This is a genomic window from Rhizobium sp. IY2 (assembly GCF_047532935.1).
Lineage (GTDB): Bacteria > Pseudomonadota > Alphaproteobacteria > Rhizobiales > Rhizobiaceae > Rhizobium > Rhizobium anhuiense.
This window is the reverse complement of the sequence record NZ_JBLKNU010000002.1, coordinates 537,258-552,574: the sequence shown is the minus strand read 5'-3', so window position 1 is coordinate 552,574 and position 15,317 is coordinate 537,258. Positions and strand designations below refer to the sequence as shown.

Genomic DNA, 15,317 nt, shown 5'->3' with positions numbered 1-15,317 from the left:
GGTAAATTTTAATTCGTCCGATAGGCAGAAGGGACAGTACGTGGCCACATTTCCGGAAAAGGCAAAGGTCGTCATCATCGGGCTCGGCGGTATCGTCGGCGCCTCCATCGCGCATCATCTCGTCGAGCGCGGATGGGACGATATCGTCGGCATCGATAAGTCGGGCATCCCAACCGACATCGGCTCCACAGCCCATGCCTCGGACTTCTGTTACACCACGAGCCACGACTATCTGTCGGTCTGGACCACACAATATTCGATCGATTTCTACGAGAAGATGGGCCACTACGCCCGCATCGGCGGCCTCGAAGTGGCGCGGACCGGCGACCATGCCTGGATGGAGGAAATCAAGCGCAAGCTTTCCTCGGCACGCGCTTTCGGCACGCGCGCCCATTATGTCAGCCCTTCCGAGATCAAGGAAAAGTTCCCGCTGATCGAGGAGGATCAGGTAATGGGCGGCCTTTACGATCCGGATGCCGGCCTCGTCATTCCGCGCTCACAGACCGTTGCCGGCAAGCTGGTCGACGCCGCCGAAAAGGCAGGCAAGCTGCAGGTATTCGGCAACACGCCGGCAAAGTCGCTGATCGTCGAAGGCGGCCGCATCAAGGGCGTCGTCACCCATCGCGGCACGATTATGGCCGACCACGTCATCGTCTGTGCCGGCCTCTGGGGGCGCCTGATCGCGGAGATGGTCGGCGAAGACCTGCCGGTCATGCCGGTCGACCACCCGCTCACCTTCTTCGGTCCCTATAACGAGTTTGAAGGCACAGGCAAGGAAATCGGCTTCCCGCTGCTGCGCGACCAGGGCAACTCCGCCTATATGCGCGATACCGGCGACCCGGCGACGACGGAGGGCGGTCAGATCGAGTGGGGCTATTACGAAGCCACCAATCCGCGCATGTGCCATCCGCGCGATCTTCTCGAAAAACACGAAGCACGCCTTTCGCCTTCGCAGCGCGACCTCGAGATGGAACAGATCATCGAGCCGCTCGAGCGCGCCATGGAACTGACGCCGATCCTCGGCGAACTCGGCTATAACGAAGGTCACTCCTTCAACGGCCTGCTGCAGGTGTCCGCCGGCGGCGGCGCATCCTGCGGCGAGAGCCAGAAGGTGCGTGGTCTCTGGTATTGCGTTGCCATCTGGGTCAAGGACGGCCCAGGCTACGGCAAGCTGATCGCCGACTGGATGACCGATGGCCGGACTGAAATCGATCACAACAGCATCGATTACGCCCGCTTCTATCCGCATCAGTTGACGGAAGAGTTCATCGAAGGCCGCTGCTACGAAGCCGCCCAGAAGATCTATTTCCCGGCCGTTCACACCCGCGAACCCTATGCATCCGGCCGCAACGCCAAGCGCTCGCCCTTCTACGAGCGCGAAAAGGAGCTTGGCGGCTACTTCATGGAACTTGGCGGCTGGGAGCGCGCGCACGGCTACGCCGCCAACGAGCACCTGCTGGAGAAATATGCCGACCGCGTCCCGCTTCGCGAGAATGAATGGGACAGCCGCCATTTCTGGCGCGTGTCGAATGCCGAGCATCTGGCGATGAGCGAGGATTGCGGGATCGTCAATCTCAGCCATTTCCACATGGTCGATATCGAAGGACCCGACCATGTCGAACTGATGGAATGGCTGTGCGCCGCCAAGGTCGGCGGCGATGCAAACATCGGCAAGGGCATTTACACCCACTTCCTCGACGACGAAGGCATGGTGCGCGCCGACTTCACCGTCTTCCGCATGGCCGACCGCTGCCGTCTCGTCAACGGCGCCGATGCCGGCCCGCGCGACCTGCACTACATGAAGCGCGTGGCCCAGGACCGTGGCCTTGACGTCACCATCACGGACGTCTCGGAAAAATTCGTGACGATCGGCATCTGGGGTCCGAACGCGCGCGACACGCTGAAGAAGGCTGTCGCCGATCCGGCCGGGCTCGACCAGGAAAACTTCGCCTTTGCGGCGATCAAGCCGATCGAAATCGCCGGTAAGCCTGTCACCGCCTTTCGCATCTCCTATGTCGGCGAGCAGGGCTGGGAACTGCACATGAAGTATGAAGACGGCCTCGCCGTCTGGGATGCGCTGCGCTCGACCGGCGTGATGGCCTTCGGCGTCGAGACCTATGCAAACTCGCGCCGCATGGAAAAGAGCCTGCGCCTGCAGAATGCCGACCTCCTGACCCAGTACAATCTGATCGAAGCCGATCTCGCCCGTCCGAAGGTCAAGGAAGCCGATTTTCGCGGCAAGGCAAAACATCTGGAATACAAGGCGCGCGAGCACCAGCCGGCCATGCTCTGCACGCTTGTCATGACCGAGAATACCGACAAGTCGGGCGTGAAGCGTTATCCCCTCGGCAACCTGCCGGTTATCGATCCCGCCACGGGAGAGGTTCTGGTCGACGAGCTTGGCCGTCGGTCCTACACGACCTCGATCGCCTACGGCCCGACGGTCGGAAAGAACATTGCCTTGGCCTATTTGCCTTGGTCGCATTGCCAGGTCGGACGCAGGCTGAATATCGAGTATTTCGCCGAGAGTTATCCGGTGGAGGTTGTCGGCGTCGGGTACAAGCCGATCTACGACCCAGAAAATCTGAAGCCGCGCAGCTAGAGCAGCTCAGCTTTTAACGGAGCACCGAACCGCTCTATCATTTTGTTCTTACGCAATTCCGGGCAAATCCGCTTCGCGCTTTGCCTGGAATTGCTCAAAGCACCTCTAGGCAGATGTGGCGCCACAACGGCGGCTTGATAGGCTCGCTCGAAACGCAGATCCGTCATCTGTTCCCGGCGCCCGCAAAAACTTGCTTGGAATTTCGCTGAAACACCGTCGCTGTCACCGTTTCCCAACGTCCATCGCATCGTCAGGGGCGGCTCGGAACGCGCCGCTTTGAGACCAGCCAGCAGCCAATCGCCCAGAGCGTGCCGTGCGCCGCCGAGTGACGTCCGCACCCGTTTCCGACGCTGTCGGCGCTGGCGCTATTTTAAGGTTGCCTCGCAGCCGGATTGGAAGTCAGGATGCGGCGAAGCCGTCTAGACGCGCTTTGGAATTCAATAGCGAGCCATGATGTTGCACGAAAACCGCTCACACTCTTCGGCATCATGCTCCGGCAAATGGACGGTCGATGCTTGATACTCTCACTTGGTCCGCAGTGCTTGCCGATCCCATCGTCCAGGCCGGGACCCTGGCAGTGGTCGGCGCGGTCGTTACGCGCATAGCGCTTCGGCCCTTCCCGAGCTGGAAGCTTGCCGGCCAGGTGTTTTTTTTCGCGGTACTGACCGTCCTGCTGCTCTATCACGACATCGTGCCCTACGAAGTTGGGCCGACGCCCGCATCGACCTTCGAACGCGTCTTCATCGCCCTTGCCAAGGTGGTCTGGTGGATCAATGCCGCCTGGGCACTGATCGCCTTCGTTCGCGTCTTCCTGATCTTCGAGCGGCAACCGCGCGAAGGTCGCCTCGTTCAGGATCTGGTCATCGGCCTGATCTATCTCGGCGCGATCCTCTCGGTGGTCGCTTACGTCTTCAGCTTTCCCGTCGGCACGCTAATCGCCACCTCGGGTGTCTTTGCCATCATCCTCGGCCTTGCGATGCAAAGCACCCTGAGCGACGTCTTTTCGGGCATCGCGCTCAATCTCGGCCGGCCATATACGATCGGCGACTGGATCGTGCTGAATGATGGCATCGAAGGCCGTGTCGTCGAAACCAACTGGCGTTCCACCCATCTGCTGAACGGCTCGAACGACCTCGTCGTCCTACCCAACAGCTTCCTCGCCAAGGTCGGGCTGACCAATCTCAGCAGTCCCGACCGCAGCCACGGGGCGACGCTGATGGTCCGCGTCGTGCCGACGATCGGGCCGTCGGCGATCGTCGACGTCATGCGCACAGTCCTTTTGAGCAGCAACTCGATCCTGACCGAACCGAAACCCGGCGTGCAGATCAAATCGCTTACATCGGATGCAATGGAACTGGAACTCTCCTTCCGCGTCAGGGATATCGGCCAGGTCGGGCCAGCGAAGAACGAGATTTTTGACCTCATCTACCGTCACATCAAGGCCGCAGGCCTCACCTTGGCCCGACCGATCGATGCCGCGGGGCCGCTGCCCGACCGCCTGCAGTCGGAGGAGATGGCGAAGCCGCACCGGCCGACGCCGCTCAAGCTTCTCGACGCCATCCCGCTCTTTTTCTCGCTGACCGAAGACGAGAAGGAAACGCTCGCAGCATCGATGACGCGACGCACCTACAAGAAGGATGCCATCCTCATCGAACAGGGCGATACGGTCGCATCGCTGATGATCGTGCGCAGCGGCGCCCTTGTCGCCACGCGGCGGGAAGGCCACAAGGAAATCGAACTCGGCCGGCTGGCGCCGGGCGACTATTTCGGCGAAAGCGGACTGCTGATCGGCCTCGGCGAAGCCGCCAGCCTGCGGGCGCTGACCTTCGTCGTCGTCTATGAGATCGCCCAAGCAAGCCTGACGCCGCTGTTACACGACCGGCCAGGCATCGCCGAAGAACTTGCCGCCACCCTGTCGCGCCGAATCGAGACGGGCCAGCACTCCTTCGCAACTGAAGGCGCCACGCTGAACGGCGGCTCGGTGAGCTCGCTGGTGACGCGGATCCGCCATCTGTTCAAGGTGCCGCAGTAGCTCCCTAAATCAAAGAAACGGAGCATGACGTCGTCCGAAACCGCTTCACACTTTTCGGTATCATCATCCAGGCTATTTCCGCTGAAACTTCTTCCGCGCCGCGCGCATCACACTCTCGGCGAGGATCAGCAGGCAGCCGAGGAGAAGCAGAGCGGCGGCGAGCAACGCGTCGGTATGGGCGAATTTCACCAGCACGCCGACGACGGCGATCAGCAGCAGCGCCGCCAGCGCCAGCGCGCCGTCGTCGACGAACATGCCGAAGAATTCCTTGAACGCGACTTTAAGAATATTCGTCATGCGGCGACCTCGGCCTGGGCGTTGAAATACTGGCGCAGCACCCGGACCGCGGCGAAGGAAAAGACGGCGAGCACGGCAAGGATCGCCAGGAGCGAAAGGTCGGCGCCCGGCCACTCTGCACCGATGCCCTCGCCGACCCAGAATATGCCGAAGGCGCTGAGCAGCAGCCCGACGACGAATTTGAGGCTGTTCTCCGGAACCGCTGAAAGCGGTTTGTGCACGAAGAGGCCGATGATCAGCACCAGCAGGCAAGCCGCGGCAGCCCCAAGGCTGGCATAACCGATCATGCCATGTCTGGCGCCGGTGGCGATGACGATGAACACCACTTCGATCCCCTCGAGCAGCACGGCCTTGAAGGCCGCAATGCCCGCCAGCAAATTCGCGCGACGCTCTGCGGATTGGCGCCTCAGGCTATCCGTCTCGGCCGCAAAGGCTTTGTCCTCGTCGTGCAGCGCGATGAAGCCAGAAGCCCTGAGGATCGCCTTGCGCAACCAGCGCAGGCCGAAGAGAACGAGCAGTGTTCCGATGACGAACTGCATCAGTTCGACCGGAATGAGGCCGAGCAACGGACCGAGCGCCAGCACAAGAATGGCCAGAACGCCGAGCGCAAGACCGGTGCCGATGAAGGCCGGTCGCCAGCTTTGCGTGACGCCGACGGCAAGGATGATGGTGAAGGCTTCGACGACTTCGACGAAGGAGCCGAGAAATGCGGCCGTGACCGTCGAGGTGATCGTTGTCAGAGTGGCCATGGTTTTTGTCCATTATGCCGGCGGAGATCAAAGTGCTGTTGATGCCGCAACACTGTGCAACAGCTGCATGAAGGGGAAAAGGCATGCGCTGCCAAAGATTGTGCATGAAGGGCATTGAAGCACGACATCGAAAATCTGAAAGCGGATCGGCCCTGATCGACATCCCCTGTCTCTCCGCCACCTACGCGATGGACGAGACTGGGAGGACTACCTGCTGTCACCATTTTCAGCCTTGGCGGCATCGTCAGGGGCACGGCTTGGAACAAACTGCTTCGAGATCAGCCAACAGCCAAGCGCCCAGAGCGCGCCGGCGCACCATCCGGCGAAGACGTCCGTGGGGTAATGAACACCGAGATAGATGCGGCTCAAACCGACGATGACGGCGAGGAAGACGCCGGCGCCCATGACAAAGATCCGCGTCGACCGGTAACGCTGTGTCCGCGCCAGCAGCGCCCCAAGCGTCAGATAGGTCACTGCCGAAACCATCGCATGCCCGGAGGGAAAACTGAGATCGCTCACTTCGACCAGGTGCGGCACGATATCGGGCCGCGGTCGGGCCACAAGGATCTTCAGCAGCGTGCTTGCCAGCCAGCCTGTCAGCACCGAGGAAAAGACGAAGATCGCAATCGGCCAGCGCCGATCAAGCAGAAGATAGACGGTGACGAGAACCGTCATCAGCGAGAGAATAGTAACGCCGCCGAGGCTGGTGATATCGTCGACGGCATGTGTCAGCCAGGCGGGCCCGATCGGCACGGCAAGTTCGCCTGGTCGTCGCAACGCCAGCAGGATCGCTTCGTCGAAGCGGAATGTCTCGCCCTCCAGGACTTCGCTCGTCAATCGCTGGAGCACGAATAGCCCACCCGCAACGGATGCCAGCACAATGAGCGTCAGCGGCTCATAGGCGGTAAGCCGTGCCAAAAATCCGCGTCGTTGAACCTCGGACATACCTGTCATCAAACTCCGTTCACATGTTGTCGTCCCCCGCCAGATTGGCAATGCAAACCCAGGATTCAAGACCTTGCGGCATTCAAAGACGTTCCCACGGACCGCCGCCGCCGGATCTCCGAGCACTTGGTAGCAAAAGCTCAACCTTCTTTTGCTATCGCTGGAGCCGATTGCGTTGGAGATGGTTCGGCGATGAAAATTCTCACTGCGATGATCCTGATGGCCGCCGCCCTGCAGCCGGTTTCTGCCTTGGGCGAGACCGAATGGATGGGCGGCGCGAGACAATGGTCGGTGGGTTTTGCAAGCGAGAGCCCGCCCTATTGCCGCCTGCGGTGGGACAGCGAACTCGGCAAAACGATGGAATTCCGCCAGAGCGCCACCGAGACCTTCTGGCTGGTGGCAAAGAACAGCTGGGACATTCCGGCCGACACCAAGACCGAGGTGACGCTGACCGATCGCAATTTGACGAAAGTCGTCGCCGCCGAATTCTTCGACAAGACCACGCTCCGCCTCTGGCCTCCGGCGAGCAAAGGAATCGGCGGACTGAAGAAGATCATCAAGAATTCCTTTGCCGGAACCCCTGACGTGCAGCTGACCTTTGCCGGCGACGAAGGCGACTGGACGCTGCCGCTATCGCGTGTGGACCAGCTCTATCCGACCTATCTCCAATGCCTCAAACGCCTCGAGGCGGGCGGAAAGCCCAAACAGGATTCAGAAACCAGCAAGCCGTTCTGACGAGATCAGTCGAGCGGCGGCGCTGTCTCGCGGATCAGGCCGCGCACCGCCTCGATATCGCCGTTGAGCGGCCGCTCGTCGCCATAATGGGAAACATGCTGCCGCACCGCCTGGTAGACAAGGTCAGTGCCGGCCGCCCGCGGCGCCGTCGCCGCCAGGAAATCATGCGCCTGGGCCGCCGCCATCAGCTCGATCGCCAGGATATATTCGGCATTGTCGATGACGGCGAGCAGCTTGCCGGCGGCAGCTGTGGGATGCGCCAGGAAATCCTCCTGCAGGCCGGAGGTCAGCCCGCCGTCCATCGCCGCGGGTGCGGCAAGCCGGCGGTTTTCGTTGCTGAGTGCCGCCGCAGTATATTGGGCGATCATGAAGCCGGAATGGCTGCCGGCATCACTCGCCAAAAAGGGCGGCAGACCGCTGACCAGCGGATTGACGAGCCGATCCATGCGCCGTTCGCTGATCGCGCCGATCTGCGCGAGCGCAATCGCCAGGCTGTCAGCCGCCTGACCGAGCGCCGGGGCGACCGCATGCGCCTCGGAGGAGACGATTGGCTGTTCCGGCGTGCCTGACACAGCCGGGTTGTCGGTCACCGAGGCAAGCTCCTGATCGGCGATGCGGGCGGAACTGTCGAAAACGTCACGGGCGGCGCCATGGGCATGCGGCACCGAACGGAGGCTGAGCGCATCCTGGGTGCGCCGGCCGAAAGCGGCGGCGACAAGGCCGCTGCCGTGGAGCCGCGCACGCAGCGTCGCTCCCACCTTCTCTATGCCGGCCGATGGGCGCAAAGCCAGCACCGCTGCGTCGAAGGCGGCGATCTGGCAGCCTGCCGCTTCCAGCGTCAGCGCCGCGATCGCATCGGCCCAGTCGAGCAGCCGTTCGGCGCGGGAAAGTGCAACGGCCGTCAAGCCGGTGGCGCAGGCCGTACCGTTGACCAGGCTCAAGCCCTCCTTGGCGCCGAGCACCAATGGTTCGAGGCCGATCGCGGCAAGCGCCTCGCGGCCGCTCAGGCGCCGGCCGTCCAGGTGAGCGCTGCCTTCGCCGATCAGAACCAGCGCGGTATGGGCATTGTGGGTGAGGTAACCCGCCGAGCCTTTCGACGGCACGTCGGGAATGCAATCATGTTCCAGCATGGCCGTGAGATGCGCGACAATCTCGCGCCGCACGCCGGAATGGCCATGGGCAAAATTGGCAATCTGGGCTGCGATGATGGCGCGCACCTCGCGGGCATCAAGCAATGGCCCGACGCCGCAGGCATGGCTGAGCACGATGCTGCGCGACAACAGGCTCTGCGAGGCACGATCGACCACCGTATCGGCGAGTGCCCCGACGCCGGTGTTGACGCCATAGGCGCGCACGCCCGTCTCGACGATGCGCGCGACGATGCGGCTTGCCTGCTCGACCCGCGCCCAGGCGGCGGGCGACAGCGACAGCGCCTCCCCTGCCCCGACGCGCGCGACATCGCGCCAGGTCAGCAATGCATCGATGGTGATCGTCATTGACCGCTTCCGAAATGGCCGATGAACTGGCGGAAAGCGGGTGTGGCGCCGCCGGTGAACATGTCGTCCGGCTTGCCGCTGCTTTCGATCAACCCTTCGCGCATGAAGACGACGCGGTTCGAGACGTTGCGGGCAAAGCTCATCTCATGGGTGACGACGAGCATGGTCATGCCCTCCTCGGCCAGCGCGCGCATGACACGCAGCACCTCGCCGACAAGCTCCGGATCCAGCGCCGAGGTCGGCTCGTCGAACAGCATGACCTTCGGTTTCATCGCCAGCGCCCGGGCGATGGCGGCGCGCTGCTGCTGGCCGCCGGAGAGATGGGCGGGATAGGCGTGGCGTTTGTCGGCGATCCCAACCTTTTCGAGCAGCGCTTCGGCCTCGGCGATGCAATCGGCCCGCGGCCGCTTCAGAACGTGGATCGGTCCTTCGATGACGTTCTGCAGGATCGTCATGTGGGACCAGAGATTGAAGGACTGGAACACCATGCCGAGTTCGGAGCGGATATGGTCCACCTGCTTCTGGCTGGCGGGTTTGCTCTTCCCGTTCTGGTGAACCATTTGAATATGCTCGCCGTCGACCCAGATCTCGCCGTCGCTGGCGGTTTCGAGCAGGTTGATGCAGCGCAGGAAGGTCGATTTGCCGGAGCCGGAAGCGCCGAGCAGCGAAATCACATCGCCGTCTTCGGCATCGAGGGAAATGCCGCGCAGGACCTCGTGCGTACCGAAGCTCTTGCGGATATTGCGGACCGAAAGTCGGGTGACGCCTGGCATGAGTGCTCCAATGGTTAGGCCGCTTACGCCTTCAGCGCCTGCGGAATGGCGCGGCGATGTCGGGACAGCGAATATTCGAGCAAGGCCATGCCCTGCAGGATGATGAAGTTCAGGACGAGATAGATGATCGCCGCGCAGAGGAAGACTTCCATCGTGCGGTAGGTCTGCGAGATCAGCCGCTGGGCCACACCGGTGACCTCCCAGACGGTGACGAGGCTTGCGAGCGCCGTCGACTTCATCATCAGCACGATCTCGGTGGAATAGGCCGGCAGCGCATGGCGGAAGGCAATCGGCGCCAGGATGCGGCGCACCAGCAGGAAGCCAGACATGCCGATCGAGCGCGCCGCCTCTATCTCCTTCGGCGAGACGGCACGGATGCCGCCGCGGAAGATCTCGGCCGTGTAGCCGGCCGTGCAGAGCGCCAGCGACAGCACGGCGCAGACCATCGGCTCACGCAGGAACGGCCAGAGGAAGGAGTAACGGATGACGCCGAACTGGCCGAGGCCGTAGAACACCAGGAACATCTGGATCAAGAGCGGCGAGCCACGGAAGACGAAGATGTAACCCTTGGCGAAGCCCGAAAGCACCGGATTGCCGCTGACCCGCATCCAGACGATGACGAGCGCCAGCAGGCCGCCGCAGAGGATCGACAGGGAAAACAGGATGAGCGTTGTCGGTACGGCCTTGAGCAGGGTGACCATGGTCGAGGCGATGAAGGTGAAATCCATCATTCCCTCCTTACGCCTGGCCCATGGCGGATGCCGGCATGCTGCGGTTGGCGCGGCGCTCCGCCCCGTTGAAGATGCGGTCCGAAAGGCTGGTCAGGATCAGGTAGAGGCAGCCGCCGGCGATGAAGAACAGGAAATATTGCCGGGTCGAGCCCGCCGCCACCTGGCTGGTGCGCATCAATTCGGCAAGGCCGGTGACGGAGACCAGCGCCGAATCCTTGAGACTGAGCTGCCAGACATTGCCGAGGCCGGGAATGGCCAGGCGAAGCACCTGCGGCATGATGATGCGGCGAAAGCGCAGGCCGCGATGCATGCCGATCGCCGAGGCCGCTTCGAGTTCGCCCTTGGAGATGGCGAGGAAGGCGCCGCGGAATACCTCCGCCTGGTAGGAGCCGGAAATGATGCCGACGGCAAGCGCGCCGGCGATGAATGAAGGCAGACCGAGGAAGCCCTCGTAACCCATCGCCTGGCCGATTGAGGTGACGGCCGAGGAGCCGCCGAAATAGATGAGATAGATGATCAGCAGTTCGGGAACGCCGCGAAATACGGTCGTATAGACGTTGCCGAGCGTGACGAGAACAAGATTGCCGGAGAGTTTTGCCACCGCGACGGTGGCGCCGAGCACGGCGCCAATCGCCAGCGCCGTCGCCGTCACAGCCAGCGTCATCAAGGCGGCGGCAATGAGCAGCGCGCCCCATCCGGTCGAGCCGAAGCCGAGCAGTTCCAAGCTTGCCATATCGTCCGTTCCCCGTCCGTGGCAGTGTTTTGCGGATTGACAATAACATGCTGTCTCCGGCGATAAAGCCGGAGACAGATGTTTGCGGCCCAAAGGCCGAAACGCTTATTCCTGCGGGCTGACGTCGACCTGGAACCACTTCATCGACAGGTTCTTGACCGTACCGTCGGCAAGCGTCGACTTGATCGCTTCGTTGAACTTGTCGCGCAGGTCCGTATCGGCCTTGCGGATGCCGAGGCCTTCGCCCTCGCCCCAGATCGAGCCGACGATCTCGGGGCCGGTGAAGGCGAGCGTGTCGTTGGCGGTCTTGAACGCGTTGGCGAAATAGACGGCATCGTCGAAGCCGAGGTCGATGCGACCGTTCTGCAGGTCGAGGTCGCGGTCGGCGCCGGTCTTGTATTCGCGGATTTCGGCAATATCGCCGAAATTGTCATAGACGAACTTGGCGTAGACGGTCGCCGCTTGGATGCCGATCGTCTTGCCCTTGAAGGCTGCCTTCAGCGCGTCGATCTCCTTCACGCCGGTCTGGCCGGGCGTCATCTTGATCGTGGCGCCGGTGCCGGCGGCCTTTGCCAGCGGGCTGTCCTTGGCGGTTGCGAAGGCGGCAGGGGTGGCGGCATAGGGAATGGTGAAATCGATCACCTGTTTGCGCTCTTCGGTGATCGACAGCGCATCCATGATGACGTCGAACTTGCCGGCGTTGAGCGCCGGGATCATGCCGTCCCAGTCTGAAGCAACCAACGTGCACTCAATCTTGGCGCGCTCGCACAGCACCTTGGCGAGTTCGGGCTCGAAACCGCCGAGCGTGCCGTCGGCATTGGTGAGGTTCCAGGGCGCATAGGCACCTTCGAGCGTGATGGTCGCCTTCGTCCAGTCCTTGGAAAAGGCAGGCACGGCAAAAGCGGAAAAAGCCGCCACGCCGCAAAACAGGATTGCGCTAAATTTCATTTGTGAATTCTCCTCTGGAGTTGAAACAGACCTTGCGGCACCACGGCCGATCTGCGCCGGCTTGCCCTTTCCCGTCCTATTTCTGTTTTAAGGACCGATTGGGAGGTTGTATATGGTACCATATGAGATATTTTGTGATATGCAAGAGGAAAGTCGCTTTATGCGGCGAATTCCCTTCGTGCAAAAGGAATAGGCAATGAAGCGTTCCGGCGAGATGAAGCGCGAACTGGCGGAAAATGACAGCACGCCGCTCTATGCCGGCGTCAAGCAGGTGATCCTCGACCGCATCCACAGCGGCGAGTGGCCGCCGAAATACCGCGTGCCGTCGGAAAACGAGCTGGTCGTCGAGCTGGGCGTCAGCAAAATGACCGCCAACCGGGCGCTGCGCGAACTTGCCAACGAGGGCGAACTCGTCCGCATCCAGGGCGTCGGCTCCTTCGTCGCCGAGCGCAAGGGTTATTCGGCGCTGTTCGAGGTCCGCAACATCGCCGAGGAAATCGCCGAACGCGGTCATGTCCACGAAGCCTCCGTCGTCGTTCTCGCCCAGGAAACAGCCTCTCCCGAGGTTGCCGACGCGCTGGAACTGCCGATTGGCGCTGCGGTTTTCCACTCGCTGATCGTCCACAGCGAAAACGGCGTTCCGGTGCAGATCGAGGACCGTTTCGTTCATCCGGAGGCGGCCCCGGAATATCTCGACCAGGATTTTTCGACACTGACGCCGAACGCCTATCTGACGGCCGCAGCCCCGCTCAGCGGTTCAGAGCATGTCGTCGAGGCGGCGATGCCGCAGGCCTGGGAATGCAAGTTGCTTACCATCATGAAGAGCGAACCCTGCCTGACGATCCGCCGGCGCACATGGTCGGCAAAACAGGTAGTATCGACCGCCCGCCTCGTCTATCCCGGCCACCGCTACCGGCTGGAAGCGCGCAGCGGCAAGATGTTCGAGGAATGAAAGCAGCGGCCATGTTGTATATGGAACATGGCCCTTATTGTGACGCCGGCGTGAACCGTGCCACCAGCGCGTGACGATCGCCCGGATAGGTGAAGCGCACATGCGTCACCGGCCCGGCGCCGCTCCAGGTGCGGCGTTCGACCACGAGACAGGCGGTGTTGCGTGCTATATCGAGCGCTGCGGCCACTTCGGCATTGGCGGAGACGGCATGGATCCGGTGTTCGGCCGTACTCCAGGGCACCTGGTTGAGCAGCCAGGGACCCGGCGCCATCGCCAGGAAATCGGCATTGGCCGCCTCCGGCACCGTCGCAAGGCTGATCAGTCGCTCCTCCAGGCAAAAGGGCCGCGCGCCGGCATTGTGGATGCAGACGACCTCGACGACCGAGGACGCCACAGGCAGTTCCAGCCGGCGGCTGTCGTCCGCCTTGGCCTTGCGGCTCGTCTTCTTCGATACCGCATAGGAGTAGGGCAGGTTCAGCGACTGCACCTCGGCCTTGATGTCGTGGATTTCGAGAACGGCCGATTGCGCCTGCGGCTGGGTGACGAAGCTGCCGGACTTCTTGCGCCGCTCGATGAGGCCGGCCTTGGCAAGCTGGGTCAGCACCTTGTTCACCGTCATGCGCGAACAGTCGTAGTGCGTGGCGAGATCGACCTCGAAGGGAATACGGTGCCCCGGCGGCCATTCGCCTGAGACGATATGGCCCTCGATGTCGCTCAGGATGCGCTGATGCAAGGTGGGATCCCTGCTTTGGTCCATTACCACGCTCCGGTTGGCTCCCGCTATCTCTTTGTTTTAGCGCAATTCCGGACGCAAACCGCTACGCACTTTTGCTGGAATTGCTCTAATTCGAATATCGGGATGGGAAAAGCTCTTTTTCAGGCGGCAAGCAATTCGCCCATTGCGGCCAGGAACCGCCGGTCGATAGCGTCGCGTTCACGGTGGCGACCGCCTTCCACTTGCTTGCGGCCGCGCGCCCAGACGCAATCGACGGAAACGCCGCCGGCAAACAGCCAGTGGTCGAGGATCTGATCACCCGCGAGATAGGGAACGGCTGAAATATCGAGCGAAACGATATCGGCGTGATGGCCCTTGGCGAGACCTGCCGGCGCTTTCAGCGCGGCACCGCCGCCGGCAAGCGCGTGTGTGAACAGCGAAAGCGCCGTCGAACCGCCGGGGGCTGCGACGACATTGCGGGCGCGAAGCGCCAGGCGCTGCGAATATTCGAGCTGGCGCAGTTCCTCCGGCACGGAGATCAGCACGTTGGAATCCGAGCCGATGCCGTAACGCCCGCCCTCTTGGAGGAAGAGTGGCGCGGCAAAGGCGCCGTCGCCGAGATTGGCTTCGGTGATCGGGCAGAGGCCGGCGATTGCGCCGCTTTTCGCCATTCGCCGCGTTTCGTCTTCGGTCATGTGCGTTGCATGGATCAGGCACCAGCGTTCATCCACGGGCGCATGATCGAGCAGCCATTCCACCGGCCGCGCGCCGGACCAGGCGATGCAGTCCTCGACCTCCTTCACCTGTTCGGCGACATGGATATGGATGGGACCGTCGCCAGCCATCGGCACGAGCCTCGTGAGCTCCTCGGGTGTCGCGGCGCGCAGGCTGTGCGGCGCCAGTCCGAGCTCGGCGCCATCGAGCCGGCCGGTCACTGCCCGGCATCCCTCCATCAGCCTTTCGAAGCTTTCGAGCGAATTGATGAAACGCCGCTGGCCGTCGATCGGCGCAGCGCCGCCAAAGCCGGAATGGGCGTAGAAGACCGGCAGCAATGTCAGGCCGATGCCGGTCTCTGCGCTGGCAGCGCCGATGCGTTCGGCAAGCTCGGCGATATTGTCGTAAGCGCTGCCATCCCTGTCATGGTGGAGATAGTGGAACTCGCCGACGCGGGAAAAGCCGGCTTCCAGCATTTCCGCATAAAGCTTGGCCGCGACGGCCTCGACATGCTCGGGCGTCATCGCCAGGGCAAACTTGTACATAACAGTGCGCCAGCTCCAGAAGCTGTCGTTGGCCGGGCCGCGCACTTCCGCAAGGCCGGCCATCGCCCGCTGGAAAGCATGGCTGTGCAGGTTCGCCATAGCGGGAACGAGCAGCGTGTGGCGTTCATCGCCCTGCTCGGGAGAAACGCCGATTTCGACCCGCGCGATGCGCCCGGCCTCGAGCGTCAGCCGTACATTCTTCTGCCAGCCTTCCGGCGTCAGCGCCGTGTCTGCGTGAAGCGTGGTCATCGCCTTCCCTCTCCTCTTGCCGCGCCGCCGATCTTTCTTTTCCAGAAAAGCGCGCAAAATTTCACTTGTCACCTGTTGATTATGTATATACATGTTTTGGC

Annotated in this window: 14 protein-coding genes; 4 read left to right on the top strand and 10 right to left on the bottom strand. The window is 62.4% G+C overall.

All coding sequences use genetic code 11. The features are described 5' to 3' along the window. Positions 1 to 40 precede the first annotated feature (40 nt). Together ACMUVN_RS11265 and ACMUVN_RS11260 are read left to right on the top strand one after the other, a co-directional pair. On the top strand, positions 41 to 2,602 hold the full coding sequence (locus tag ACMUVN_RS11265) for a GcvT family protein (protein ID WP_097622684.1): 2,562 nt from the start codon (positions 41 to 43) through the stop codon (positions 2,600 to 2,602). 511 nt (positions 2,603 to 3,113) lie between these two features. Beyond that, on the top strand, positions 3,114 to 4,634 hold the full coding sequence (locus ACMUVN_RS11260; protein ID WP_063475985.1) for a cyclic nucleotide-binding domain-containing protein: 1,521 nt from the start codon (positions 3,114 to 3,116) through the stop codon (positions 4,632 to 4,634). Between the two features lie 72 nt (positions 4,635 to 4,706). Here ACMUVN_RS11260 and ACMUVN_RS11255 read toward each other — a convergent pair whose 3' ends face one another. The 3 genes from ACMUVN_RS11255 to ACMUVN_RS11245 form a co-directional block, all read right to left on the bottom strand. Continuing rightward, positions 4,707 to 4,931 carry a hypothetical protein gene (locus tag ACMUVN_RS11255; RefSeq protein WP_063475984.1) on the bottom strand — a complete coding sequence of 75 codons (225 nt, stop codon included), beginning with the start codon at positions 4,929 to 4,931 and terminating at the stop codon, positions 4,707 to 4,709. After that, positions 4,928 to 5,680 (bottom strand): COG4280 domain-containing protein, encoded by a 753-nt coding sequence (locus tag ACMUVN_RS11250; protein ID WP_414815135.1) that lies wholly within the window; start codon positions 5,678 to 5,680, stop codon positions 4,928 to 4,930. Before ACMUVN_RS11250 ends, ACMUVN_RS11255 begins: the two co-directional genes overlap by 4 nt. Before the next feature lie 207 nt (positions 5,681 to 5,887). Beyond that, positions 5,888 to 6,625, bottom strand: a complete 738-nt coding sequence (locus tag ACMUVN_RS11245; protein ID WP_183844858.1) for a phosphatase PAP2 family protein — start codon at positions 6,623 to 6,625, stop codon at positions 5,888 to 5,890. A gap of 192 nt (positions 6,626 to 6,817) precedes the next feature. On the opposite strand from ACMUVN_RS11245, the gene ACMUVN_RS11240 reads away from it, so the two are divergent. After that, on the top strand, positions 6,818 to 7,360 hold the full coding sequence (locus ACMUVN_RS11240; RefSeq protein WP_183844785.1) for a hypothetical protein: 543 nt from the start codon (positions 6,818 to 6,820) through the stop codon (positions 7,358 to 7,360). A 5-nt stretch (positions 7,361 to 7,365) separates the two neighbouring features. Here ACMUVN_RS11240 and ACMUVN_RS11235 read toward each other — a convergent pair whose 3' ends face one another. The 5 genes from ACMUVN_RS11235 to ACMUVN_RS11215 all read right to left on the bottom strand — a co-directional run bounded on the left by ACMUVN_RS11235 (position 7,366) and on the right by ACMUVN_RS11215 (position 12,041). Beyond that, on the bottom strand, positions 7,366 to 8,856 hold the full coding sequence (locus ACMUVN_RS11235) for an HAL/PAL/TAL family ammonia-lyase (RefSeq protein WP_183844784.1): 1,491 nt from the start codon (positions 8,854 to 8,856) through the stop codon (positions 7,366 to 7,368). Then, a complete protein-coding gene (locus ACMUVN_RS11230) occupies positions 8,853 to 9,629 on the bottom strand; it encodes an ABC transporter ATP-binding protein (RefSeq protein WP_183844783.1) in 777 nt (258 codons plus the stop codon). The genes ACMUVN_RS11235 and ACMUVN_RS11230 overlap by 4 nt, the downstream gene beginning before the upstream one ends. A 23-nt stretch (positions 9,630 to 9,652) precedes the next feature. Then, complete coding sequence (locus ACMUVN_RS11225; RefSeq protein WP_028759049.1) at positions 9,653 to 10,357, bottom strand: ABC transporter permease; 705 nt, start codon at positions 10,355 to 10,357, stop codon at positions 9,653 to 9,655. Between the two features lie 10 nt (positions 10,358 to 10,367). Further along, positions 10,368 to 11,093: an ABC transporter permease gene (locus tag ACMUVN_RS11220; protein WP_183844782.1), complete on the bottom strand. Its 726-nt coding sequence runs from the start codon at positions 11,091 to 11,093 to the stop codon at positions 10,368 to 10,370. A gap of 105 nt (positions 11,094 to 11,198) precedes the next feature. Beyond that, positions 11,199 to 12,041: a transporter substrate-binding domain-containing protein gene (locus ACMUVN_RS11215; protein WP_127430027.1), complete on the bottom strand. Its 843-nt coding sequence runs from the start codon at positions 12,039 to 12,041 to the stop codon at positions 11,199 to 11,201. Between the two features lie 196 nt (positions 12,042 to 12,237). Here ACMUVN_RS11215 and hutC (ACMUVN_RS11210) point away from each other — a divergent pair, with 196 nt between their 5' ends. Next, positions 12,238 to 12,993 (top strand): histidine utilization repressor, encoded by a 756-nt coding sequence (gene hutC / locus ACMUVN_RS11210; protein ID WP_028757215.1) that lies wholly within the window; start codon positions 12,238 to 12,240, stop codon positions 12,991 to 12,993. Between the two features lie 34 nt (positions 12,994 to 13,027). On the opposite strand, the gene hutC (ACMUVN_RS11205) is transcribed toward hutC (ACMUVN_RS11210), so the two are convergent. Together hutC (ACMUVN_RS11205) and ACMUVN_RS11200 are read right to left on the bottom strand one after the other, a co-directional pair. Further along, positions 13,028 to 13,750, bottom strand: coding sequence for a histidine utilization repressor (gene hutC / locus ACMUVN_RS11205; RefSeq protein ID WP_028757214.1), 723 nt, complete (start codon positions 13,748 to 13,750; stop codon positions 13,028 to 13,030). A 119-nt stretch (positions 13,751 to 13,869) separates the two neighbouring features. Continuing rightward, complete coding sequence (locus ACMUVN_RS11200; protein ID WP_183844781.1) at positions 13,870 to 15,216, bottom strand: formimidoylglutamate deiminase; 1,347 nt, start codon at positions 15,214 to 15,216, stop codon at positions 13,870 to 13,872. Between the last annotated feature and the right edge of the window lie 101 nt (positions 15,217 to 15,317).

Coding starts and splice junctions, on each gene's coding strand:
- ACMUVN_RS11260 (WP_063475985.1), top strand. CDS start 3,114: ATGCTTGATACTCTCACTTGGTCCGCAGTGCTTGCCGATCCCATCGTC.
- ACMUVN_RS11255 (WP_063475984.1), bottom strand. CDS start 4,931: ATGACGAATATTCTTAAAGTCGCGTTCAAGGAATTCTTCGGCATGTTC.
- ACMUVN_RS11250 (WP_414815135.1), bottom strand. CDS start 5,680: ATGGCCACTCTGACAACGATCACCTCGACGGTCACGGCCGCATTTCTC.
- ACMUVN_RS11245 (WP_183844858.1), bottom strand. CDS start 6,625: ATGTCCGAGGTTCAACGACGCGGATTTTTGGCACGGCTTACCGCCTAT.
- ACMUVN_RS11240 (WP_183844785.1), top strand. CDS start 6,818: ATGAAAATTCTCACTGCGATGATCCTGATGGCCGCCGCCCTGCAGCCG.
- ACMUVN_RS11235 (WP_183844784.1), bottom strand. CDS start 8,856: ATGACGATCACCATCGATGCATTGCTGACCTGGCGCGATGTCGCGCGC.
- ACMUVN_RS11230 (WP_183844783.1), bottom strand. CDS start 9,629: ATGCCAGGCGTCACCCGACTTTCGGTCCGCAATATCCGCAAGAGCTTC.
- ACMUVN_RS11225 (WP_028759049.1), bottom strand. CDS start 10,357: ATGGATTTCACCTTCATCGCCTCGACCATGGTCACCCTGCTCAAGGCC.
- ACMUVN_RS11220 (WP_183844782.1), bottom strand. CDS start 11,093: ATGGCAAGCTTGGAACTGCTCGGCTTCGGCTCGACCGGATGGGGCGCG.
- ACMUVN_RS11215 (WP_127430027.1), bottom strand. CDS start 12,041: ATGAAATTTAGCGCAATCCTGTTTTGCGGCGTGGCGGCTTTTTCCGCT.
- hutC (WP_028757215.1), top strand. CDS start 12,238: ATGAAGCGTTCCGGCGAGATGAAGCGCGAACTGGCGGAAAATGACAGC.
- hutC (WP_028757214.1), bottom strand. CDS start 13,750: ATGGACCAAAGCAGGGATCCCACCTTGCATCAGCGCATCCTGAGCGAC.
- ACMUVN_RS11200 (WP_183844781.1), bottom strand. CDS start 15,216: ATGACCACGCTTCACGCAGACACGGCGCTGACGCCGGAAGGCTGGCAG.